At 59.7% G+C, this 20,903-nt stretch carries 17 protein-coding genes and 1 pseudogene; 9 read left to right on the top strand and 9 right to left on the bottom strand.

The genetic code is table 11. From position 1 onward, the window contains the following. The first annotated feature begins 140 nt into the window (after positions 1-140). Positions 141-2,552 (top strand): TIM-barrel domain-containing protein, encoded by a 2,412-nt coding sequence (locus V3C19_RS06275; protein WP_295932763.1) that lies wholly within the window; start codon positions 141-143, stop codon positions 2,550-2,552. A gap of 21 nt (positions 2,553-2,573) precedes the next feature. Here the strand turns inward: V3C19_RS06275 and V3C19_RS06280 are convergent, their stop codons facing one another. Beyond that, positions 2,574-3,581, bottom strand: a complete 1,008-nt coding sequence (locus V3C19_RS06280; RefSeq protein ID WP_161981273.1) for a chorismate-binding protein — start codon at positions 3,579-3,581, stop codon at positions 2,574-2,576. 60 nt (positions 3,582-3,641) lie between these two features. Further along, complete coding sequence (locus V3C19_RS06285) at positions 3,642-4,511, bottom strand: hypothetical protein (protein WP_130082830.1); 870 nt, start codon at positions 4,509-4,511, stop codon at positions 3,642-3,644. 186 nt (positions 4,512-4,697) lie between these two features. Between V3C19_RS06285 and nrfD the strand changes: the two genes are divergently transcribed. From nrfD to V3C19_RS06310, 5 genes are read left to right on the top strand one after another with little or no spacing between them, the layout of a single operon-like run. Further along, positions 4,698-6,035 (top strand): NrfD/PsrC family molybdoenzyme membrane anchor subunit, encoded by a 1,338-nt coding sequence (gene nrfD / locus V3C19_RS06290; protein WP_130082828.1) that lies wholly within the window; start codon positions 4,698-4,700, stop codon positions 6,033-6,035. After that, positions 6,032-6,589, top strand: coding sequence for a quinol:electron acceptor oxidoreductase subunit ActD (locus V3C19_RS06295; RefSeq protein ID WP_130082826.1), 558 nt, complete (start codon positions 6,032-6,034; stop codon positions 6,587-6,589). The genes nrfD and V3C19_RS06295 overlap by 4 nt, the downstream gene beginning before the upstream one ends. Then, positions 6,586-7,233 carry a cytochrome c gene (locus V3C19_RS06300; protein WP_130082824.1) on the top strand — a complete coding sequence of 216 codons (648 nt, stop codon included), beginning with the start codon at positions 6,586-6,588 and terminating at the stop codon, positions 7,231-7,233. The genes V3C19_RS06295 and V3C19_RS06300 overlap by 4 nt, the downstream gene beginning before the upstream one ends. Before the next feature lie 16 nt (positions 7,234-7,249). Then, a complete protein-coding gene (locus V3C19_RS06305) occupies positions 7,250-8,479 on the top strand; it encodes a hypothetical protein (RefSeq protein WP_295932759.1) in 1,230 nt (409 codons plus the stop codon). Continuing rightward, positions 8,476-10,794 (top strand): cytochrome c, encoded by a 2,319-nt coding sequence (locus V3C19_RS06310; protein ID WP_330937189.1) that lies wholly within the window; start codon positions 8,476-8,478, stop codon positions 10,792-10,794. The genes V3C19_RS06305 and V3C19_RS06310 overlap by 4 nt, the downstream gene beginning before the upstream one ends. Before the next feature lie 39 nt (positions 10,795-10,833). On the opposite strand, the gene V3C19_RS06315 is transcribed toward V3C19_RS06310, so the two are convergent. The 4 genes and pseudogenes from V3C19_RS06315 to V3C19_RS06330 form a co-directional block, all read right to left on the bottom strand. After that, positions 10,834-11,463: an ankyrin repeat domain-containing protein gene (locus V3C19_RS06315; protein ID WP_295875808.1), complete on the bottom strand. Its 630-nt coding sequence runs from the start codon at positions 11,461-11,463 to the stop codon at positions 10,834-10,836. A 100-nt stretch (positions 11,464-11,563) separates the two neighbouring features. Next, the gene (gene icd / locus V3C19_RS06320) at positions 11,564-12,811 is read right to left on the bottom strand and encodes an NADP-dependent isocitrate dehydrogenase (RefSeq protein ID WP_130082819.1); all 1,248 of its coding nucleotides are present in this window, start codon (positions 12,809-12,811) and stop codon (positions 11,564-11,566) included. Positions 12,812-12,894: 83 nt separating this feature from the next. After that, on the bottom strand, positions 12,895-13,587 hold the full coding sequence (locus V3C19_RS06325; RefSeq protein ID WP_161981661.1) for a DUF4230 domain-containing protein: 693 nt from the start codon (positions 13,585-13,587) through the stop codon (positions 12,895-12,897). Positions 13,588-13,705: 118 nt separating this feature from the next. Further along, a pseudogene (locus V3C19_RS06330) lies at positions 13,706-13,804 on the bottom strand (DUF1232 domain-containing protein); the annotation flags it as partial. A gap of 408 nt (positions 13,805-14,212) precedes the next feature. Between V3C19_RS06330 and V3C19_RS06335 the strand changes: the two are divergent. The 3 genes from V3C19_RS06335 to tmk all read left to right on the top strand — a co-directional run bounded on the left by V3C19_RS06335 (position 14,213) and on the right by tmk (position 17,227). Next, the gene (locus V3C19_RS06335) at positions 14,213-15,028 is read left to right on the top strand and encodes a hypothetical protein (protein ID WP_130082813.1); all 816 of its coding nucleotides are present in this window, start codon (positions 14,213-14,215) and stop codon (positions 15,026-15,028) included. 211 nt (positions 15,029-15,239) lie between these two features. Continuing rightward, the gene (locus V3C19_RS06340; RefSeq protein ID WP_130082811.1) at positions 15,240-16,610 is read left to right on the top strand and encodes an MBL fold metallo-hydrolase; all 1,371 of its coding nucleotides are present in this window, start codon (positions 15,240-15,242) and stop codon (positions 16,608-16,610) included. Continuing rightward, positions 16,607-17,227 (top strand): dTMP kinase, encoded by a 621-nt coding sequence (tmk, locus tag V3C19_RS06345; protein WP_295932753.1) that lies wholly within the window; start codon positions 16,607-16,609, stop codon positions 17,225-17,227. Before V3C19_RS06340 ends, tmk begins: the two co-directional genes overlap by 4 nt. Positions 17,228-17,312: 85 nt before the next feature. Here the strand turns inward: tmk and queC are convergent, their stop codons facing one another. Genes queC through V3C19_RS06360 form a run of 3 tightly spaced genes read right to left on the bottom strand, consistent with a single transcriptional unit; the run spans position 17,313 to position 20,899 of the window. Then, the gene (gene queC / locus V3C19_RS06350) at positions 17,313-17,981 is read right to left on the bottom strand and encodes a 7-cyano-7-deazaguanine synthase QueC (RefSeq protein WP_130082807.1); all 669 of its coding nucleotides are present in this window, start codon (positions 17,979-17,981) and stop codon (positions 17,313-17,315) included. A 14-nt stretch (positions 17,982-17,995) separates the two neighbouring features. Then, on the bottom strand, positions 17,996-18,403 hold the full coding sequence (gene queF, locus V3C19_RS06355; protein WP_215433832.1) for a preQ(1) synthase: 408 nt from the start codon (positions 18,401-18,403) through the stop codon (positions 17,996-17,998). A 39-nt stretch (positions 18,404-18,442) separates the two neighbouring features. Next, on the bottom strand, positions 18,443-20,899 hold the full coding sequence (locus V3C19_RS06360; RefSeq protein WP_295932746.1) for a mechanosensitive ion channel domain-containing protein: 2,457 nt from the start codon (positions 20,897-20,899) through the stop codon (positions 18,443-18,445). Positions 20,900-20,903: the final 4 nt, after the last annotated feature.

Genomic DNA, 20,903 nt, shown 5'->3' on the forward strand with positions numbered 1-20,903 from the left:
TCATGTCCGGTCTAGAGTAATAATTAGTAATTTTGTTCTATTAATGAAAAGAAAAAGGGTGGTTTAGTTCAATCTTGCGTTCGTCATGGAATTGATTAGCATGGGCAGAGCGTTTCCTTATTTTCCTTTCTTTTGTTTCCATGTGCGCCGCCTTCCACAACACTGAAAAACGGAAACTGCCCCTTGTCCGCGGCTCTGTGATCAGGAGGGAGTATGGAAATGTCATTTCCAAAATAACTCTCAGCGTGTGGATTGCGGAAGAGGGCCTCGTAAGGGTGGCTTATTTTCCCGGAGCGGTGGCTGAGGATGAGCCGAGTTATGCCGTCAGTCCGGAATACGTGGCGCCTGGCGCGGAAATCCGGGAATATGACGAACCGGGAATTCATGTCATTGAAACGCGCCTGCTGCGGATTCGCATCCGGACGGAGGAGCAGAAAGTGGATTTTTATGATATTGTTACGGATGAGCCGTTGCTCACGGATGAAAGCGGATTCGGTCGGGAATCCAAGGACTGGACCGGGGATTGCCGCGTATGGATCAGGAAGCGCCTTCAGGAGACGGAGCACTTCTTCGGCCTTGGGGACAAGCCGTGCGCCCTGAACCTGAGGGGCAAGTATTTCTCCATGTGGGGAGCGGACCATTACGATTTTCACGAGGAGTCCGATCCCCTGTACAAGAGCATCCCCTTTTTTCTCAGCCTCAGGGAAGGGAGGGCGTACGGGCTGCTGTTCGACAATACATGCCGCTCCTACTTCGACTTCGGCGCGACTGATGAAACGGTTCTTTCCTTTGGCTCCTTCGGAGGGCTGATGAATTATTACTTCATCTACGACCGCCGTCCCCTGGATATTGTGGCCGCCTATACGCGCCTTACCGGCACGCCGGAACTCCCTCCGCTGTGGGCCCTGGGCTACCACCAGTCCAAATGGAGCTATTACCCGGACAAGGCCGTGTTCAACCTGGTGGAGCGTTTCCGGGACCTGGGCATTCCCTGCGATGCCGTGCATCTGGACCATCACTACATGAGGAACAAAGAGGGGTTCACGTGGGATTTGCAGAATTTTCCGCATCCCGCAGGCATGGTCGGCACGCTGAAAGAGCAGGGAATCAAGACGGTGCTGATCGTGAACCCCGGCGTCAGGATCAACCCGGAACATCCGGTGTGGAGGGAGGGCATGGAACGCAACTACTTCTGCCGACGTTCGGAGGGCAACCTGCTGTCGGAGGAAGTCTGGCCGGGACTGTGCAACTTTCCGGACTTCACTTCCCCCGCCGTGCGAGACTGGTGGGCGGAACTGTACAGGAAGGACATTGAGGAAATCGGCGTCCGCGGTCTGTGGAACGACATGAACGAGCCGGTCATTTTCCCGGACCGCACGTTCCCGATGGATACCCGGCACGAATATGACGGAATGCCCTGCTCCCATGAAAAAGCCCACAATATTTACGGACAGTGCATGGCGGAAGCCTCCCTGGAGGCGATGAAGCGCCATGCCCCCGGAAGAAGGCCCTTTCTGCTCTCCAGGTCCGGATTTGCAGGATTGCAGCGTTTTTCCGCCACCTGGACGGGGGACAACCGCTCCAACTGGGAGCATTTGAAACTGGCCAACTTCCAGTGCCAGCGTCTTGCCGCTTCCGGCATCTCCTTTGCTGGGTCAGACGCAGGGGGCTTTCTGGGCCATCCCACGCCGGAACTGTTCTGCCGCTGGATGCAGATGGCGGCTTTCCACGGCCTGTTCCGCAACCATTCCTCCGGGGAATTCGGGGGCCAGGAACCCTGGATGTTCGGGCTGGAAGCAGCCGGATACGTGAAGGCCGCCATAGAAGGGCGCTACCGCCTTCTTCCCTATATTTATACCCAGTTCCGCCGTTATGCGGAAACGGGCATGCCCGTGCTGCGCTCTCTGGCTCTCCAGTGTTTCGAGAATATGGACACCTACTGGCGCGGCGCCGAATTCTTTTTCGGGGACCATCTGTACGTCATCCCCATCCATGAACCGCAGGAAGGCGGACGTTTTCTCTACATTCCGGAGGGCATCTGGTATTCCTACCATGACGACAGCCTGATGAAGGAAACCGGGAGGGACGTGTGGGTGAAATGCCCGCTGGATTTCCTGCCCGTGTATGTCCGCGGCGGGGCGGTGGTGCCGCGCTGGCCCGTCCAGCAGTATGTGGGGGAAATACCGCGGCCTCCGCTGTCGCTGGACGTCTGGTGGGCTCCGTCCGGGGAAGTGGAATCCCGGTTGTACGAGGATGCCGGAGACGGTTACGGCTACAGGCACGGGGAATGTGCCGAGCACGAATTCCTTTTCCGGGGCGGCCCTTCTTCCCTGGAATTGTCATGGACCTGCCAGGGGGACCCCTGCGCCTTCCATGAAGCCGTGGAAGTGGTCCTGCACGGCCTGTCGGATGCGGTTTCCGTCGCGGCGGCCATGGACGGCATCCCCTGCGGTTCCGTCAGGAGGGACGGCAGGGTATGGAGAATCCCCGTGGAGGGCAAATTTGACCGTCTTTCCGTCACTTGGGACCGGGAAAACCCGTTTTCCGCATAATCAGGAAGGAGGGAACAGGCTTCAAGGCAGGTGGAAGCTGTGCCTGACCGTCTCCCTTTTCAGCTTCAGTTCCCGCCATTCGTGCGTGAGGGTGGAGGAAGCCACCACACCCCCTCCCGTGCACAGGGCCAGCCTGCGGCCCTGCCAGTACATGGAGCGGATGCCTACCAGGCAGAAAAAATCCCTGTCCAGCAGCAGTCCGAAGGGCGCGCCGAAATGGGGCGGGCAGCGCAGGCGGGAACGCCAGTCGTCCAGTTGGGCGAGCGTCTCTTCCGTGCGCGGCTGGGAACCCAGCGCGGGCGTGGGATGCAGCAGGCGAATCCAGTGGTCGGGCGGCAGGGGGCGGTCCGCTTCAAGCGTCAGGTAGGTGACGAAGTGGATCAGCGTGCCGAGATTCAGCACCCGGCGGGGCGTGCGGCTGACGCTGCCGCAGGGGGACAGGCGGGAGAGAATGCTCCCGGCCACGATTTCATGTTCCCGGATTTCCTTGTCGTCGTTGATGAACACGCCTTCATCCTCCGGACGCGCCGTTCCGGCCAGGGCCATTGTGGTGAGACGGCGGCCCTGCTGGTGGAACAGGGTTTCCGGAGACGCTCCGCAGAAGCCTTCCTTCTCCGTCCACCAGGCATAGGGATAATGAAAGGGAGAGCTTCCGAAGGCCCTGCGGATGAGTTCCTGTGGAACGTGCGGCGGCTGAAGCTCCCCGAACTGGGGTGTGGCGGGGACGCTCTTGACCAGGCGGCCGGAGGCGATCTGCTCCATTATTTCCGTGAACACCTGAGCATAGGCGTCCGGGGACGGTGCCTCCCAGCGGATTTCCGGCGCGGGGGGCAGTTCGCCCTCCGGCTCGGGGAGGGAATGCAGGGCCGCCGGTATTTTCCAGGGCAGGGGATCGTCCAGCCTGAACGTATTAACGTAAAAGGCGGCTCCGGATTCGGGAGGAACGGCCGATTCCCGGAACGGTCCTTCACCCAGCAGCAGGCCGGCGGAAGGATGCTTGATGAGGGCTCCGGATGATGAAAATGGCATTTCCATGAAAAAAGAATTTGGGAAGGGCGGGTCGCGTTTCAGATGGATGCAAATGGCCGTCTATTCTTCCGGGAGGTCCTTGTTGTCCCGGTTGACGACGGCTTTGAATATGGAGAAAATGCTTTGGGAGCCAAAGACATCTTGAATGACATCCTTTTGCCACAGGCGGCGCCGGTTCATGTACGTTAAAACTTCGCTGATCTTTTTTTCTGCGTAATTGAATTGGTAGGTCCGTCCGTATATTCCCAGGATATAAGCTTCTTTAAAGGAAAGGCTGTCGGATAACAGGGAAACGTAATGTTCTCTTTCTTCGCCGGAAAAATCAGCATTTCCAAGGAGCATGTGGGCGAAAGAAAAGAACGATCTTAAAAACGGGGAAATGGAGGCATCCGCCTGGCGGATGGTATTTTCCTCGGAGAGGGAAAGTTTTTTACAGTTTTGCAGCTTCAGGCCGACGGACTGAACGACATCGAACAGATGGGAGAATGCTTCATGTCCTGTTTCCAGGTGGGGAGACCGGCAATTCCTGTAAAAAGTGATTTGGGTATTATTGGCCAGATTGTGTAGATGATGCAATTGGTTGTAGAAGGAATTCTCAAACATTTGCCTGTTCATGAGGTATTGCTGCTCCGACAATTGCTTGCATTGCGTATATTGAAGCAGAATGGTGATGACCAGGCCGGAAAAAGCCAGCCCCGTGAACAGCGTGCTGGCCAGGATAAACTGGTTGGCAAATTCGGAAATGCTTGTCGGATAAGGCAGATGGGTTATTTGGGGAATGAAATGATGTTCCAGAACAAGTAACAAGATGATGAGAACAGGGGATACGAGCAGGAACCAGATGAGGTATTTGCGTTTGATGCAAATATGTTCGGAATCTTTTCCCGCATGAGGGGGAAGGGGGTGATGACTGGATTCGGCTTGTTTCATACTGGTTCGTCGTTGTGTTCCGGAAAATCCGCGGCTTGTTCCTTCAAGGGCCATGCTAATGAATGCTTTTCCGGAATCAATGTTTTTCACTGGCGCGCAGCGTGCATACGGGAAATGTCATGTCTTTTAGGTTGACGCTGGCGGAGCGGCAAGTAATCTTTAGCGAGCCTTTCCACGATTGCCGCCATGGATGATTCAACGCCTTCAACACTGCCTGCAGGGGTTCCCGTAAAGGCCATGCTGGCGGAAGTGCGCAAGCCGCTGGGGCCGGTGTGGTGGTGCGTGTTTCTCGCCAGCGTTCTGCTGGCCGCCTGGGGCGTGGGATGGAGTTCCTGGCGCATCGCCGCGGAAGGCGTGGGCGTGCTGGGGCTGAACAACAACGTGGTGTGGGGGCTGGACATCGTGCATTTCGTCTTCTGGATAGGGCTGGGGCATGCGGGCACCCTGATTTCCGCCGTGTTGCTGCTGACGCGCCAGTCCTGGAGAAGTCCTATCGCCCGCGGCGCGGAACTGATGACCCTGTGCGCGGTGGTGTGCGCCGCTGTGTTCCCCGTGGTCCACGTGGGGCGCGTCTGGATGGCCTGGATGGCCGGCCCTCTGCCGGAGGTAAGCGGCATCTGGCCGGACATGGCCTCCCCCCTGATGTGGGACGTGATGGCCGTCAGCACGTATTTCCTGCTTTCCCTGACGTACTGGTACATCGGCCTGATTCCGGACTTCGCCCTGCTGCGCGACTGCTGCACGGAGCGCTTGAAACGCCGCTACGGGCTGCTGGCGCTGGGCTGGCAGGGAACCGGGCGGCAGTGGAGGGCCTATGAGAAGGCCAGCCTGCTGTTCGCCGCCATTCTGACCCCGCTGGTGGTCTCCGTCCATTCCGTGGTGAGCTTTGACTTTTCCGTGACCCAGGTGCCCGGCTGGCACCAGAGCATCTTTCCGCCCTATTTCGTAGGGGGCGCCATTTTGAGCGGCATGGCGATGGTGCAGCTGATTCTGCTGGCGGTGCGGCGGCTGATGGCCGGAAGCGGCGTGCGGGAGGCGATCACGCCCGCCATCCTGAATCTGAGTTCCAAATTCGTGCTGGCCCTGGCCCTGGTGATGGGGGCCATGTACCTGTGGGAGCACATGGCCGTGCTGCTGAACGGGGGCGCTCCGGAATTGTTCCCGGGACGGAATCCGGTGGGCCCCGTTTTCATGGCCGCCATGATTGCCGGGAACGTGGTTCTGCCCCAGTTATTCTGGTTCCGCTCCCTGCGGACCAATCCGCTCGTCATCGTCGTGGTGGCCCTGGGGGTGCTTGCCGGCATGTGGATGGAGCGGTTCTGGATTGTGGTGGATTCCCTGAAGGCGTCCCTGCTGGCGGCCAATGCGGGGGATTACTTTCCCAGCCTGACGGACCTGGCCATGATGGCCGGAAGCGCGGGCCTGTTTACGGCCTTGTACATGATCCTGGTACGCGTCACGCCCTTCTTTTCCCTGTGTGACGTGCGGGAACAACAGTCTCTGGACAGGGAGGGCAGGGCATGAAAAAACGCATCGTATCCGGCTGGGTGCTTTCGTTCTCTTCCGAGGAATCCCTCCTGGAAGCCGTTAAAAAGCTGTTGAAGGAGGAAGGTCTGCGCTGGGAAGTCTGCGCGCCTTATCCCTGCGCCGCCGTACGGCTGGCCAACCGCCATGCGGGACGGGCCGTGGGTGCGGGGGTGCGGCTGTGGGCGGTGGCGGGCGGCCTGTGCGGCTTTCTGGCCGTGGCCCTGTGGATTTACTGGACCCAGTTCTGTGCGGACCCCCTGGTGACGCAGGGCCGGGTGCAGGGCTGGGAAAGCTGGCCCGCCTATGTTCCGCCCCTGTTTGAAGGAACCCTGCTGGGCGCCGGAGTGCTGACCGCCCTGGGATTCCTGAAAGGGGCTTTTCTTCCCAAATGGCACGACTGGGCGTTTGACTGCGATTTTTTCAGGACGGATGAGCACGGAGACGGCTATTTTATCCTGCTGGAAGAAGATGGAGAACGCGCCGCTGCGCTGGCCGTATTCCTGAATCCCGCGGCTGCCGAATATATTGGCGGGGAAGGAGGTCGTTCGTGAAAAGGGCCCTGGCGGTGGTTGCCGTTCTGGCCGTGCTGGCGGCAGGGTGGTTTTTGGTTCATGACGACGGGGGCAGGAAAGCCGTTCCCCACATTTTTGACAACATGAGCGAGCGCCCGCTGACGGACGCGCAACACGTGGAAGACACCTCCACCCCCGCGGGCAGGAAGGTCCGCCTGCTGCCTCCGCGCGCCGTGGCCCAGTCCCTGGGCGGGGCGTACGCTGTGCGGGACAGGGACGTCCGGGACGTTTTCGCCGGAGACGATTCCTATTTTTCTTCCGGCCGGACGCAGGGAGGGGATGAGGAAGCCATGCCGCTGGAACTGGGCGGCGTTTCCCGGAGCCGGGACGTTCTGGCGGAGGGAAGGGTCTTGTACGCGGCGCATTGCTCCGTCTGCCACGGGCCGGACGGAAGCGGCCGGGGAAACATGGCCGCTTATGAATCCTACCCGCAGATAGGCTCGTTCCGGGATGAAAAGTATGCCTCCTATTCCCCCGGCAGGATGTTCCGGAGCATCCGCCTGGGGCAGGGCAACATGCCGGCCTTTGGCCATGTGCTGAGCGCGCGGGAAATCTGGTGCCTGGTGGCCGTCGTCCGGGAGATGCAGGCCGGCTCCTCCCCCGCAGGAAAAACGGAAAATTAAAGGAAAGACATTACTCATGAACAGGAATGCAGCATCAACCGGGCGGGAGCGCAGGGACAGGGCGGGATTCCGCTGGGCCGGGCGCTCCCTGGCGCTGGCCTTGTGGCTGGCGTCCGCGCTTCTCTGGTGCGTGCTGATGCGCCAGTCCTATATCGCGATGCCGTGGGACGACATATCCGCCTTCGGCGTGAAACTTTATGAAATGCGCGGCCCCTTTGCCGCCGCCGGCATGAGCGTGGGACTGCTGGGCACAGGTATCTGCCTGGGCTGCCTGTTCTGGCTCTGCCTGTCCTGCGTGACGGGGGCCGGATGGGGAATTTCCCTGCGGCGCGTGCTGGCCGCCGGATTGTGGGGGTGCCTTCCCGGCGTACTGACATTGGCGGGAACGGTCGGCTGCCTGACGACGGTAATTTTTCCGGAAGCGGCCCGCTACTGGGGTGTGGCGGATGTTTCATCCCCCGGCGTCCGGGCGTTCAGCGTGATGGACTGGTCCGATCTTTCCTGGTGGAACCCGGCGTGGCTGTACGTGCGCATGGGAATACTGGCGGTGCTGGCATGGAGCATGGCCCAGATATGGATGACGCTGACCGCTGGGGATTCCGTCTGGAAGCGTTCCCTCTACCGCGGAGCCGCCGCCTTCAGCATGATTGCGGCGGTCATGGCGCTGGGCGTGCTGGGATTTGACGTGCTGGCCGGTCCGGGCGGCGCGGCGCTCTCCATGTTCCCCGTGTACATGATTGCCTGGGTTCTGCTCGCCTCCCTGGCGTTTGCCGTGCTGGCCGCCGTCTGCCTGAGAAGGCTGGAAGGCGGAAAATCCCTTTCATGGACCCGCATGGGCGGCATGCTGGCGGCCATGGTGCTGATCAAGGCCTACATCACCTATTCCCAGTACCTCGTTACCTGGTATGCCTCCATTCCCGGGGAAATGACCTTTTACACGGCGGCCTTGTCCGGATGGTCCGGAGTGCTGGCTGCCGCGCTGGTTCTGGAGTTGCTGGTTCCCTTCCTCGTTCTTCTGTTCCCCGCGCTGCGGCGCAGGCCCTCCGCTCTTCTCTCCGTCTGCGCGTGCATCCTGGCCGGTTCCCTGCTGGAAGCCTGCTGGATATTCTGCCCGCGGCTGGGACTGGAATTACATGCGTGGGGAACGTGGACGGCCCTCCTGCTGCTTCTGGTCGTGATGGGAGGCATTGCCGCCGTTTCCATCCTGGGCGCGCTGAGCGTCCGCAACGTGTTTCCCCGCTCATGATGAAGAATTCCGCTCCAGCTCCGTCCCCTTCCGGCTTCCATCCGGGAGAGCGCCTGCCGCTCTTCTGGCTGGCGGCGGCCTGCGTGCTGGGCCTGTCATGGTCGCTGACGTATGCCTTCGGCTTTCTCTTTGGAGAACCTTTGCCGTGGCCGGCGGGGCGCCTGATGTTCGCCTTTTACGGAATTCTGGTTTATGGATGGGCCCTCCCGGTCCTGTTCTCCCGCATGAACGGCACGGAGGGGAAGTGGACCCGGCTGGCGGCGTGGTGCTGGCACGGCTGTCTGGTCCTAGGTTTGGCGTCCATTGCGGCCGGAAACGGCAGCGGGCTGCTGCTGATGCCCTTTGACTGGTGGGTCTGTCCTGTTTTTGCCCTCATTGCGGCCGGAATGGCCTGTGCCGTGTGGTCGGGGCCGCTGGTGTGGCCTCTGCGCCTCCTGTTCTGCTCCTCTGCCGGGTGCATGGCCGCGGCCCTTCTGGTGCTGTGGCATACGCGGGCCCTCTCCATGAACGGCCTGCTGGATTCCTACTCTCTGGAAGCCTGCTTTTCCTGGGGGATTGCCTGTGCGGCGCTGGGCGCCGGGGCGCTCCGGCTGGGGCTGGCGTCCGGCAGGTGGTTCCGCGTCTTGTCTATCTGGATGGCCCTTGTGCTGGCGGCGGCTCCGCTGATCGGCGGATTGGCCCGTTTGCAGGGCTTTCCCGTTCCTTGGGTGCTTGCGGAAGCGGGCATGGCGTGGTCCTGGTGTGCCGCCACGGCTGTCGTGCTGGCGGCTCTCCATCTGTGGATGGCCTCCGGAACGGAATCCGGGACATGGCTGAAAACGGGATGCTCCCTGCTGGCCCTGGGGGCGGTCTGGAACGTGTTTGCCGGAAGCATGCCGGAAACGGCGCAGTTTTCCCTGTCCTCCTGGCATGAGGCGGAACTGTGGGCGTTCCTGGGGGCCGGGGTGCTGATGATGGCCGGACGGCCTCCGGAAACCGGAAAACTTTCTCCGGCCTGGTGGATGCTGGCGGCGGGAATTGGCGGCGTTCTGCTGGTTTACGCGGTGGGCGTGGCCGCCTCCGTGGATGTGGCGGCTTTTCCTTACGCGAAGCGTGCGGAATTGATGAGCGGCTGGGTGGGCATGTCCGCCTGCGTGCATGCCGTAGCCATGCTTTTGTGCTTGGCCGGAGCCTTGTGGATGTGGAAGCCGGATTCCGCCGGAAAACCGGATCAACTTGGAACCCTCCGCATGCTTCCGGCTCTGGGAGCTGCCGTTGCCGTGGTTTTCGTGGCTCTCGCGGCTGTCCTGCTGCATGCGCCTTCTCCTTCATCCCTGGAGGTCAAGCGCCCCGTTCAGAATGCGGAAGGCGCCCGTATCTACGCCGCGGAAGGGTGCGCGCTGTGCCATACCCAGGTGATCCGCCGCTCCATGTCCGGCAGGGACTGGCAGACGGCGATCGACCGGGGAACGGACCCGGATTTTCCCTGCCGCGTCAGCGAACCGGAGGATGCGGATGCCGAATTCAACCGTGAAGGAGCGCCGCAAATGGGAGTGGCCTCCGTCGGGCCGGACTTGAGCAACGCGGCGGAATACGTGGCAGGCAGGCTGGAATATGAAGATGCCGTTTCCAGAAGCACGCGCCGTGCCGCCCAGCCGCAGGAATGGCTGGCCCTGCATCTCTACAATCCCCGGGAGCCTCAGTTCAGAACTCCCTGGAGCGTATGCGCCGCCATGCCGGGCGTGTTTGAATACCGCCGGATTCAGGGGAATGCGCCTTCCGCCGGGGCTCTTCCCGTTCTCACGGAACCGGGGTGGGAGCTGGCGCCTTCTTCCCGCGGACGGCATCTGCTGAACTACCTGTCCTCCCTCAGAAGACTGGAGCCTGAACGAAAAAGAGACGCGGGGGATTCATTCGCGGAAATGTCCCATATCCATCCGGAATATGCCGCCCATCCCCCCGTAGTGGACAGGGAACGTCTGAAAAAGGCGCGCGCCGCCGCCGTGATGGAAAAGGGAAGGAGCGTCTATCTTTCCAAGTGCGCCATTTGCCACGGCAGCGACGGCATGGGGGACAAGGTGACGTATCCGCCCCTGGCCGGATCGGAATGGCTGAAGGAAAAGCCTGCCGTGGAAATAGTCAAGATCATTACCGAAGGGCTGACGGGGCCGATCACGGTGGCCGGAAAGGAATGGAACTCCACCATGCTTCCTCCGGGAGTTACAGACCCGCGCGACCTGGCGGACCTGCTGACCTTCCTGCGCCGCCACTTTGGCGGAATGGAAGGGGAAACCTACACGCCGGAACAGATAGAGGAGATACGCTCCAGCAAGTAATTCCGTCAAGGGGGAATGGACTTATGGAGGATTCCCCAGTCAGCTGCCGGCAGTCTCTTCCTGAAGCAGTGCTTTTACCTCTTCCGGTTCACCGCGTAAAACGGCGTTTTCCAGAGGAGTCCGGCCTTCCTTGTTCCGGATGGAAGGATCAGCCCCGGCATTCAGGAGAATGGCAAGCTCTTTCTCGTTCCGGTGGTAGTGCAGGGCCGTATTGCCCTGGTTGTCCTGCATGTTGGGATCGGCTCCGTTTTGCAGGCACCATTCCAGAAGTTCCTCGGAAAGTGAGCGGTTCAAAACGGGAAAGGATGAAAGGTCGGCTCCTTGTTGGCGCACCCATATGAGCAGCATTCCCTGCGTTTTGACATCGTCCGGAAGGGAGGCTTCAAGAATGCCTGCCAGTGCCGCATTCAGTTCATTCCTGTCTGCGCGGTAATTTCCTGTATTGATGCGGCGCAGGGATTCGACAAGAGAATGGTGAGTGCCGCCCGTCCGGGTGTGGAACATTTCAATCCTCCGCGCGATCTGGGTGTCCCGCGGCCTCCTTTCATATTCCCGCCACCAGCCGGCGCCCTCAACAACCAGAGCCACCAGAATTCCCGCGGCCACCCATTTTCTGGCCCGGGAAGTTTTCTGAGCGGGCGGGGAATAGGAATCCGTTTTGAAAATCATTCTGTCTTGATGCCATTTTTTTCACGTCTTGTCCACTCATCAATAAGGGCCGTTCTTCCCAGTGGAAAAACGGCCCTTATTGAAATGGATGAAACTGTGTTCAGCTCAGGGCTTCCACCAGCCTGTCTCCAAAGGCGGAGCAGGAGAGTTCCGTGGAGCCGGGAATCATTTCCGCAAGGTCGAAAGTGACGGTTTTTTCGGAAATGGTTTTGTCAATGGCCTGAATGAGCAGGTCAGCGGCTTCCGTCCAGCCCATGTAGCGCAGCATCATTTCCGCGGACAGGATGACGGAGCTGGGGTTGGCCTTGTTCAGTCCCGCCAGTTTGGGACCCGTGCCGTGGGTGGCTTCAAAGATGGAATGCCCGGTGAGGTAGTTGATGTTTCCTCCGGGAGCGATGCCGATGCCGCCCACCTGTGCGGCGAGCGCGTCGGAGATGTAGTCCCCGTTCAGGTTGAGCGTGGCCACGACGTCGAAATTTTCCGGATGGAGCAGGATTTCCTGAAGGAAGGCGTCTGCAATGCAGTCCTTGATCACGATGCCGTTGGGAAGGCGGAGCCAGGGGCCGTCCCCGATGGGCTGGGCACCGTATTCCCTCCGCGCCAGGTCGTAGCCCCAGTCGCGGAAGCCTCCTTCCGTAAATTTCATGATGTTGCCCTTGTGTACCAGGGTGACGCTTTCCCGGCCGTTTTCCACGGCGTAGTCGATGGCGGCGCGCACCAGGCGCTCCGTTCCTTCCCGCGACACGGGCTTGATGCCGAAGCCGGAACTTTCCGGGAAGCGTACTTTTTTCATGCGGTCCGGGAAGACGCGGCTCATGGTTTCAAAGAACAGCCTGGCGTCCTCGGAGCCTTCCTTGAATTCGATTCCGGCGTAGATGTCTTCCGTATTTTCCCGGAAAACGACCATATCCACCTTTTCCGGGGCCTTCACGGGCGTTTCAATGCCGTTGAAGTAACGCACGGGGCGCAGGCAGACGAACAGGTCCAGGTCCTGGCGCAGGGTCACGTTCAGGCTGCGGATGCCGCCGCCGACCGGAGTGGTGAGGGGGCCCTTGATGCCGACCAGGTAGGTGCGGAACGCCTCCACCGTTTCTTCAGGGAGCCAGGTTCCCAGGTTGTCAAAGGATTTTTGTCCGGCGAAAACTTCATGCCACGCGATGGAGCGTTTTCCCTGGTAGGCCTTGTTCACGGCCGCGTCAATGACGCGGGAGGCGGCCGCCCAGATTTCCGGGCCCGTTCCGTCACCGATGATGAAGGGAATGACGGGCCTGTCCGGCACGCAAAGCCTGCCGTTCTGCATGGTGACGGCCGCGCCGTCTGCGGGAGGGGTGAATGTTAAGTTGGCCATGACGTGCGTTCCTTTATAGGACGCGGCGCGCTTTGGCAAGATAAAAGAACGGCGCTTCCGGGAGTCCGCGCCTTTTCCGGAACTCAGAACCAGCCGTCTTTTCCCGCGCTTTGCCGGGAATCCTGCGCTCTTTCCTGCAGGCGGCGCAGGAAGTTTTCTTCCGCCTGCCGCTTCAAGTCGCTTTCCATGATGTGTTTTCTGGCCGCCTCGTTGAGCTGGTTGACGGCAATGGCCGCGTCCCGGTGGGTGAGCTTGTTCCACAGGCCCGCGTCATCCCGAACCACGCGGAGAGAACCTTCGATCATCTCGCAGGAGACCAGTTTGCCGTGCAGGCCCTCCGCGGTGACGGGGCCTTTTCCCGCCGGGGGAATAATGATCCGGAGCGGTTCCGGGCCGTCCAGGTCAATGCCGCCGTGCGCCCGGTAGGCGGCTTTCAGGATCAGCGTTTTTTTGCTCCACCACCACGTGGTGGAATATTGGTATTCATATTCGAACGTCCGTTCCACCGTCACCAGGTTGGCCACCTTTTTGTCATTCTGGACAATGAGAGTCAGGCCGCCGTGGTCGGAGGAGAATCCCTTGTTGATGAGGGTCAGTCCCACTTCCTTTCCGGCCTCGATCAATTTTTCGGCCACTTCCATGGGTTTTTCCACCGGAGCGGTGATGCAGGAGCGGATGCCCCAGAACAGAACGGCCAGTATTCCGGCAAGGATGGCGCCCTTGGCAATGATGATGGCCAGGGGAGAGTGGAGAAAGGATGAAGGGGGAGGAGGCATGGAGAGAGGTTTCCGGGTAAGCGGACGCGGCGGGTTGCCGGGAAAATCAGGGTTCCGGGTCCTCATGGGAGCCGTCCTTCCTGATGGGGGGCAGGAACATGGCCAGGAAGGCGAAGGCGATGACGGTCAGGTCGTCCAGCTGGCCCACTCCGGGAATGAAATCGGGAATCAGGTCAATGGGGGAAAAGGCGTAGGCCGCCGTCAGCAGGAGGAGCACCAGCTTACGTTTGGTGAAAAGCCGCGGTTCTCCCTCCCGGCTGCGGAAATAGTTGATGGCCCGGACCAGCAACTGCTGGTGGGGGGCGTTGGGAGGAGTAGGAAGATTGTTTTTCATGTGATTGCGTAAGAAAATGTTTGCCGGAACGGAAGGATTGCCGTCCGCCGGGAATAACGGGAAGGAATGCAGACGGCGCCCGGAAAGAAGTCCGGCAATGGCGCATCCTGCTGTCCAGACGCCCTGAAAGTTCATTCGGGAGGGCGCGCAGCGCAGGGACCGCCTGGAGTCATCCCTGGCGGGAGGCTTGTTTTTCATGAGGGGTATGACGATGGAATTATCACACACGCAACAGTCTGCGTCCAGAACAATTGCCTTGATGCCGCACTGTCCGTGTGCTGTAATGGAAGCGTGAAACATACCTTGTTTACCCTGATTACGTTGTGCGCGCTCTCCCTCTTTCCCGTATGCCCGGCTCATGACGCAGGGCATGACGGCGGCGGGGCACAGCAAAAGGCCGGTTTTCCGGAAAAAAAGGAGCTGGACGGGAAAGTCCCCGCCGTGTTTCAGGGAGAATGCGCTCTGGAAAAGGGAGTCTGGATGGTCCGCATGGAGAAGCTGAACAATCATCAGCTGGACAAGGCCGTCATGGCCGGACTGGGGGAAGACCATCCGGATTTTTCTCCCGCGGAAGGTAAAAAGTGTGCGGGGATAATTCCCGTTTCCGTCCCGAAGGGGGCGGAATCCGACCCAGGAAAGTGGAGGGTGTCCGGAAAAAGGGCTTATGCGGTCCAAGAAGATAAGCCCGAATATGTCGCGCGTCTGAACGACCTTGTTTTGGAATATTACGGCCGAGAGATCATGAATGGAATGGAGCGTTACATCGGCATTCTTGACCGGATGACGGACGTGAAAAAACTCGTGTCCCTGAATGAGGAACTGGTTTCCTGCTGCGGGGAACTGGCCCAGTGGGTACAGGTGGAGTCAAGCGTGGGGATGGACGTTCAGTTTGAATATATTCAACGGCACCAGGGATTGGTGGAACAGTACGGGGCTCTGGAAAGTCAAATGAAGGAGGCGCTCCGCAGATGGCAGGACAGGTTCGGGGTGGACGTGATGACGGTGGTGGATATCGTTACGGGAGAGCGTGAAGTCTGTTTCTGGGGAATTCCCGTTTCATTTTCCGCCGACGTATTGCGGGATATTGTCGTCCGGCTGAGAGATTGAGACAAGGGGAACCGGGCATAGGAATCAGGAAGAGGCGTTTTCCGGCGGCATGCCCGGCGGAGCCTTTTCCGAGCTCCCCGGAAAAGGGAAGAAGTTTCCTTTGTCTTCTCCATTTTTCCGTTAAAGGGCGTTTCCGGCGGCTCTGTGAACCCTGGGCGGCAGGGCGGCATTGACACGGGCGGGGGGAGCCGTTACTCTCCTGCCGCATATAATGATCAGTTTTACGAATATCAGCGGGGCCGAAGAGATCGGGGCCAATTGTTATCTGCTTGAAATGGACGGCACCCGGGTAGTGCTTGACAGCGGGATGCACCCGAAGAGGGAGGGACTGGCGGCCATGCCGCAGTTTGACGTTCTGGAACCCAATTCCGTGGAAGCCGTTTTCCTGAGCCATTCCCATCTGGACCATCTGGGCACCTTGCCCGTGCTGCAGGAGAAGCAGCCCGCGGCGGAAGTATTCATGACGCCCGCCGCCGCCGCCCTGTCTGAAGTGATGCTGCATAATTCCGTGAACGTGATGAGCGCCAAAAGGCTGGACCTGGGCATCGTGGAATATCCCTTCTTCACCCATGCGGACCTGGACCGGCTGTCCGACTCCTGGAACGCCAAGTCCTGCAACGAGGTGTTCCGCGTGGGCTTCCGCCAGAATCTGCTGGCCACCTTTTACGATGCCGGCCACATTCTGGGGTCCGCCGGGGTCATGCTGGAGAGCGAGTCCGGCCATACGGTGTTTTACACCGGAGACGTGCAGTTTGAGAACCAGAGCATGATTCCGGGAGCGGATTTCCCCGAATCCGGCGTAGATACGCTGATTATGGAATGCACGCGCGGCGGCTTCCAGCGCAGCGCCCATTATTCCCGGCCTGAGGAAATGGTGCGGTTCGGGCAGGCCATTGCCGATACGCTGGAACGCGGGGGCGCGGTTCTGATCCCCGTATTCGCCATCGGCAAGAGCCAGGAAATGCTGTTCAACATCCACCGTTTCAAGCAGCAGGGCGTGATTCCGGCCAATACGCCCGTGTACTTCGGCGGCCTGAGCGCAAAAGTGTCTTTATTATATGACCGTTTTTCCGGGCTGACCCGGCGGCATGACCACGATTTCAAGCTCAAGGAGGAGATTCAGACCGTGCCGCTTCCGCGCAAGGGGAAGGCTCCGCTGGTCTGCACTCCCGGTAACATTTACGTGGTTTCCAGCGGCATGATGACGGAGAAGACGCTCTCCAACGTGATGGCGGAGCAGGTGCTTCCCCATGAGAAAAACGCCATTCTTTTCGTAGGGTATGCGGACCCCGATTCCCCCGCGGGCCAGCTGAAGACGACACCGCACGGCGAACTGGTCAAGATGAGGCCCAACGGGCAGCCGGTGCGCCGCAAATGCACGATTGACTGCTTTGATTTTTCCGGCCACGCCACCCGCGATTCCCTGGTGGATTACGCCGTGAAGCTGAATCCCAAACAGGTGATTCTGGTGCACGGGGACCCGGACGCCGTGGAATGGATGCACGACACGCTGGCTTCCCGCATGCCGGATGCCGAGATCATCGCCCCCGTTCCGGGGAAACGCTATACGTTCGATTCATGAGCTTCACCGGACAGAGAAAAGGCAGGCTGATCGTCTTTGAAGGCATTGACGGCACGGGGAAGTCCACCCACATCGGCCATTTGAGAAAGTATCTGGAAGACAGGGGCTTGGAAGTCGTGCAGAGTTTTGAACCCACGCGCGGTCCATGGGGCCGGATGCTCCGGGATTCCGCCGTGACGGGCCGCCTGTCCGTGCAGGAGGAAGTGAACCTGTTCCTGAAAGACAGGCGCGAACACGTGGAGACGCTGATTGCCCCGGCGCTGGCCCGCGGCGCGTGGGTGCTGCTGGACCGCTATTACCTTTCCATGATGGCCTACCAGGGCGCCCGCGGAGTGGACCCTGCCGCCATCCGCGCCGCCAATGAAGAATTCGCGCCCGTGCCGGATGCCGTGGTCTGGCTGGATATTCCCGTTTCCGTAGCCCTGGAGCGCATCGGCAGCCGCGGGGAACGCGACGCCTTTGAGACGGAGGCCGGGCTGACCGCCTGCCGCAGCGTCTTTGCCTCCGTTCACGAACCCTGGATGCTCCGCGTGGATGCGGACGCCGGACAGGAGGAAGTGGCGCGGAGAGTCCGGAAGGCCCTGCGGGAATTTTTGCCGGAAAATACGGCCGAATAAGGATTGAGCGCCAGATCAGGCATCACCGCCGGAGTCCGGATATTTTCCTCTGGCCTCTCTGCCCCTTGATTTTTGATGACCGGGCTTATTGGTCCGCGTAAACCGTCGGATCCGGGATTCCGGCTTCCCGGAAGGCTTCCCGGCGTTCCAGGCAGGTGGAGCAGGCGCCGCAGTGGATGCGGCCTCCCTTGTAGCAGGAATAGGTTCTGGAGAAGTCCACGCCCAGTTCATGGCCTGTCCGGACGATGCCTCCCTTGGAGGTGTGGATGAAGGGGCGCAGGATGCCCAGCCCGGCATAAGTCCCCAGCCGGATGGCGTCCGTCATGGCGGCCATGAATTCCTCCCGGCAGTCCGGGTAGATGCTGTGGTCCCCGGAATGGGCGGCAATGACGAGCTGCTGCGCGCCGTGGCTTTCCGCAATGCCCGCCGCCATGGACAGGAAGATGCCGTTGCGGAAGGGGACGACGGTCTGTTTCATCAGCTCCGTGTCGTATTTTCCGTCCGGAATGTTGTCCGCGCCGGAAAGAAGGGCGGATTTCAGATGGGCGGCAATGGGGGTGATGTCGATGATGCGGTGTTCCACGCCTAGACTGGCCGCCTGCCACGCGGCGCATTCCAGTTCCCGCGCGGCGTGGTTGGAAGCGTAGTCAAAGCTGAGGGCCAGCTTCACGTGGTGGTTTTTGTGCGCCCAGTGCAGGGCCGCGCTGGAGTCCAGGCCCCCGCTGAGCAGGACGGCGGTTTCCATTCTTTCCATGGCGGTTTTTAAGATTACAGGGGGCGGTTTTCCGGGTTGTGTTCGGCCATGGCGGTGAGCTGGATGCCGCCGCGGGGGGAGAACCTGCCCTCCACCTTCAGCCAGCGGGGGGAGATGGCCGCCACGAGGTCGTCCGTGATGCGGTTGACGATTTGTTCGTTGAAGGCTGGATAGTTGCGGTAGGAAGCCAGGTAGTACTTGAGGGACTTGGTTTCCACACAGTGTCCGTCCGGAACGTAGGTGATCGTCAGGTGGCAGGAATCCGGCTGGCCGGTGACGGGGCAGAGGGAGGAAAATTCGTGCGTGTCCAGCGTGATGGTGTAGGGGCGGGTGCCGCGGTTGGGGAAGGATTCCAGCTTGGCGTCGTCCGGGCTGGTGAAGAAGGAGCTTTGGGAACCGAGAAGGGTCAGATTGTCAGACATGGTTGGTTGATATGGTGGAATGGTAAAGGGGCGGGAAGGTTATTCTTCCCGTGGGGAAGCGTTTGGTTCTTCCCCAGGCTGCCTGCCGGGGAATTCTTTCACGTACAGGTCCTGCTGGGGGAAGGGGATGGAGATGCCGTGCTCGTTGAACGCATTATAGATGCGTTCCCGCACCGTGGAAAGGCTGGAGGATTTTGTCATGACGGGAATCCATACCCATACGCCCAGGTTCACGGAGCTGTCTCCGAAGCTGTCCAGCACCACGCTGGTTTTCTTGATCTTGGAGAGGAAGGGCAGGGAGGCGAGCGTTTCCAGAATAATGCCGCGCGCCTTTTCCACATCCGTTCCGTAGGAGATGCCCACCTCCACCTTCACGCATTCGAATTTGTGGTTGCGGGTCATGTTCCGGAAGTTTTTGTTGAAAAGCTGGGAGTTCTGGAAGGCGATGATGGAGCCGTCCAGCGTTTCGATCATCGTGGAACGGTACCCCAGGGAGGAGACGCGCCCCCGGTAGCCGTCGCATTCAATCATGTCCCCCTGCCGCAGGCGCCCCAGCATCAGGGAGAGGCCGCTGATGATGTTTTCAATGGTGTCTTTCAGGGCGAATCCTATCCCCATGCTCAAGCCGCCCATGACCATCAGGATGCCGTTGTAGTTGGCATTCATGATGACCAGGGCCGTGAAGACGAACAGCCCCCACAGGAACAGGGTGGAGAGCGTGACAAAGGTGGGGATGGTGCCTACTTCATAGTTTTCCCCGTAGATTTCCCGGAGCGTGTTTTTCCCCAGGAAGATAAGGTAGTTGAGCACGATGGCGATCAGGATGACCAGAATGACGTGGCTCCAGCTGAAGGAGATGAGGTCCTTGATTTCCGTAGTAGTGTAAATCTTGCTGATGATGAGGTCGCCCATATCGAAGGTGGCGGCGGGCCAGATCAGGCTGAACAGGATGAGGAAGATGGCCAGGCAGGGCAGGACGAGCTTGGAGATGAAGGGGCGGAACCAGACGATTTCCTTTTTATTCCGCTCCTTCCGGCGTTTTTCATAATGGTGCAGCAGGTCCCACAGGCCCACCAGAAGAAGGATGCTGGTCATCAGCATGATCCAGGTCATCAGCACCAGGAAGGCCATGAAGCTGAAACCCGCCCAGCACAGGATGCTGCCCAGGATGGTGAAGACCAGGGAAATGGTGGCGAAAAAGCGGTCCAGACGGGGCAGCCTGTGCCGCTGCCGCACCCAGGTCAGCAGGGAGAAAAGGGAAACCAGGGTAAACAGGACGGGCATGGAGACGTTCACCACGATGTTGGGGGCCATGAACATGCGCAGCAGCATGAAGAATCCGCCCAGCAGGAGATAGGGCATGTAGATGCGTATTCCCGCGTTAATGGTGCCGTATTTCAGGCGCGTAACCAGGGAAAACAGGATGGCGCTGGACAGCAGAAGGAATTCGGCTCCCAGGGAAGCCGCGCTTTTCAGAAGGTAGTCCGTGCTCTGCATTTCTGAAACAATAAGCAGCACGGCTATCAGCAGGATGGTGGTGACATTGGTGAATGCGTGGCGCTTGTCGTAGTTTCCCGACTTTTCCAGTGTCTTTTTAAAACCCCACCATACAATGGCGCGGGAAAGCAGGTAGGCGCACAGGAGCATGCCCAGCAGGACCATCCCATAATGCTGGAGCGTCCCGCGGTCGGAAGGGAGCTGGAGCTTGCTGTCCGCGGATGATTCCCATGCGGACATGCATGCCCTGTAAATCATGGAGGGTTTCAGGAAAATGTATCTGGCAATGTGTGATGGTGTGTAGAATACCTTGCTGAACAACGTATTGAACAATTTGTTGCTTTCGGCGTTCAGGGCGTTGACCTTATTTTCCAAGTTGTTGAACAGTTCCTTGAGATAAGCTAGCTGCTCCTTTTCCTTCTCCAGTTTTTCCATCAGGGAATGGCAAGTGGTCAGGGCTTCATCCCGCTGGACCAGGGAGGTTTCCGACAGGCCGTCCGTGTTGACTTCTTCCAGGGATTGAATCAGTTTCTGGATGCGTGCTATTTCCTCTGCCGCTCTTGCTTCCTGCCCCTGGAAATCGGGCCTGCGTTCATAGTAGAGCTTCACCAGCCTCGTTGCGGCTTTGCAGTAAAAGGCCATGGTGAAAATCTTCTGGTCATCCAGCGCATAAAGCACGGCGGACATTTCATACACCCTGGTGTCAAAAAAACTGTAGGTTTCATCCGCCTCCGTCACCAGGCTTTCGCGGATGGCTATTCTTTTCTCCACGTTCTTTTGCAGAATGGAGATTTCATGGCACAGCGCCAGGATGACAGTGTCCATTTCCGTAGCGGACTCCGTTGTCGGTCCCGCCGCGGCTTCCTGGGACTGGACCGCGTCCTGGATGGGAGCCGCGTTTTCCGGCTGCTGTGCGAGCGCCTGGGCCGCGGCCAGAAAGCCGGCCAGCAGGAAAGAAGCGGAACGGCGGAAAAATGTCCGGTAATCAGGCATGCTCATGAAT

Source organism: Akkermansia sp. AE01SA01 (genome assembly GCF_036417395.1).
In the GTDB taxonomy this organism is placed as follows: Bacteria; Verrucomicrobiota; Verrucomicrobiia; order Verrucomicrobiales; family Akkermansiaceae; genus Akkermansia.

What these genes read in the sequence shown, in the direction of transcription:
- V3C19_RS06310 (WP_330937189.1), top strand. Translation starts at nt 8,476, where the DNA reads ATGATGAAGAATTCCGCTCCAGCTCCGTCCCCTTCCGGCTTCCATCCG.
- V3C19_RS06315 (WP_295875808.1), bottom strand. Translation starts at nt 11,463, where the DNA reads ATGATTTTCAAAACGGATTCCTATTCCCCGCCCGCTCAGAAAACTTCC.
- queF (WP_215433832.1), bottom strand. Translation starts at nt 18,403, where the DNA reads ATGTCTGACAATCTGACCCTTCTCGGTTCCCAAAGCTCCTTCTTCACC.
- V3C19_RS06295 (WP_130082826.1), top strand. Translation starts at nt 6,032, where the DNA reads ATGAAAAAACGCATCGTATCCGGCTGGGTGCTTTCGTTCTCTTCCGAG.
- V3C19_RS06285 (WP_130082830.1), bottom strand. Translation starts at nt 4,511, where the DNA reads ATGAAACAAGCCGAATCCAGTCATCACCCCCTTCCCCCTCATGCGGGA.
- V3C19_RS06325 (WP_161981661.1), bottom strand. Translation starts at nt 13,587, where the DNA reads ATGCCTCCTCCCCCTTCATCCTTTCTCCACTCTCCCCTGGCCATCATC.
- queC (WP_130082807.1), bottom strand. Translation starts at nt 17,981, where the DNA reads ATGGAAAGAATGGAAACCGCCGTCCTGCTCAGCGGGGGCCTGGACTCC.
- nrfD (WP_130082828.1), top strand. Translation starts at nt 4,698, where the DNA reads ATGGATGATTCAACGCCTTCAACACTGCCTGCAGGGGTTCCCGTAAAG.
- V3C19_RS06305 (WP_295932759.1), top strand. Translation starts at nt 7,250, where the DNA reads ATGAACAGGAATGCAGCATCAACCGGGCGGGAGCGCAGGGACAGGGCG.
- icd (WP_130082819.1), bottom strand. Translation starts at nt 12,811, where the DNA reads ATGGCCAACTTAACATTCACCCCTCCCGCAGACGGCGCGGCCGTCACC.
- tmk (WP_295932753.1), top strand. Translation starts at nt 16,607, where the DNA reads ATGAGCTTCACCGGACAGAGAAAAGGCAGGCTGATCGTCTTTGAAGGC.
- V3C19_RS06280 (WP_161981273.1), bottom strand. Translation starts at nt 3,581, where the DNA reads ATGCCATTTTCATCATCCGGAGCCCTCATCAAGCATCCTTCCGCCGGC.
- V3C19_RS06360 (WP_295932746.1), bottom strand. Translation starts at nt 20,899, where the DNA reads ATGAGCATGCCTGATTACCGGACATTTTTCCGCCGTTCCGCTTCTTTC.
- V3C19_RS06340 (WP_130082811.1), top strand. Translation starts at nt 15,240, where the DNA reads ATGATCAGTTTTACGAATATCAGCGGGGCCGAAGAGATCGGGGCCAAT.
- V3C19_RS06275 (WP_295932763.1), top strand. Translation starts at nt 141, where the DNA reads ATGTGCGCCGCCTTCCACAACACTGAAAAACGGAAACTGCCCCTTGTC.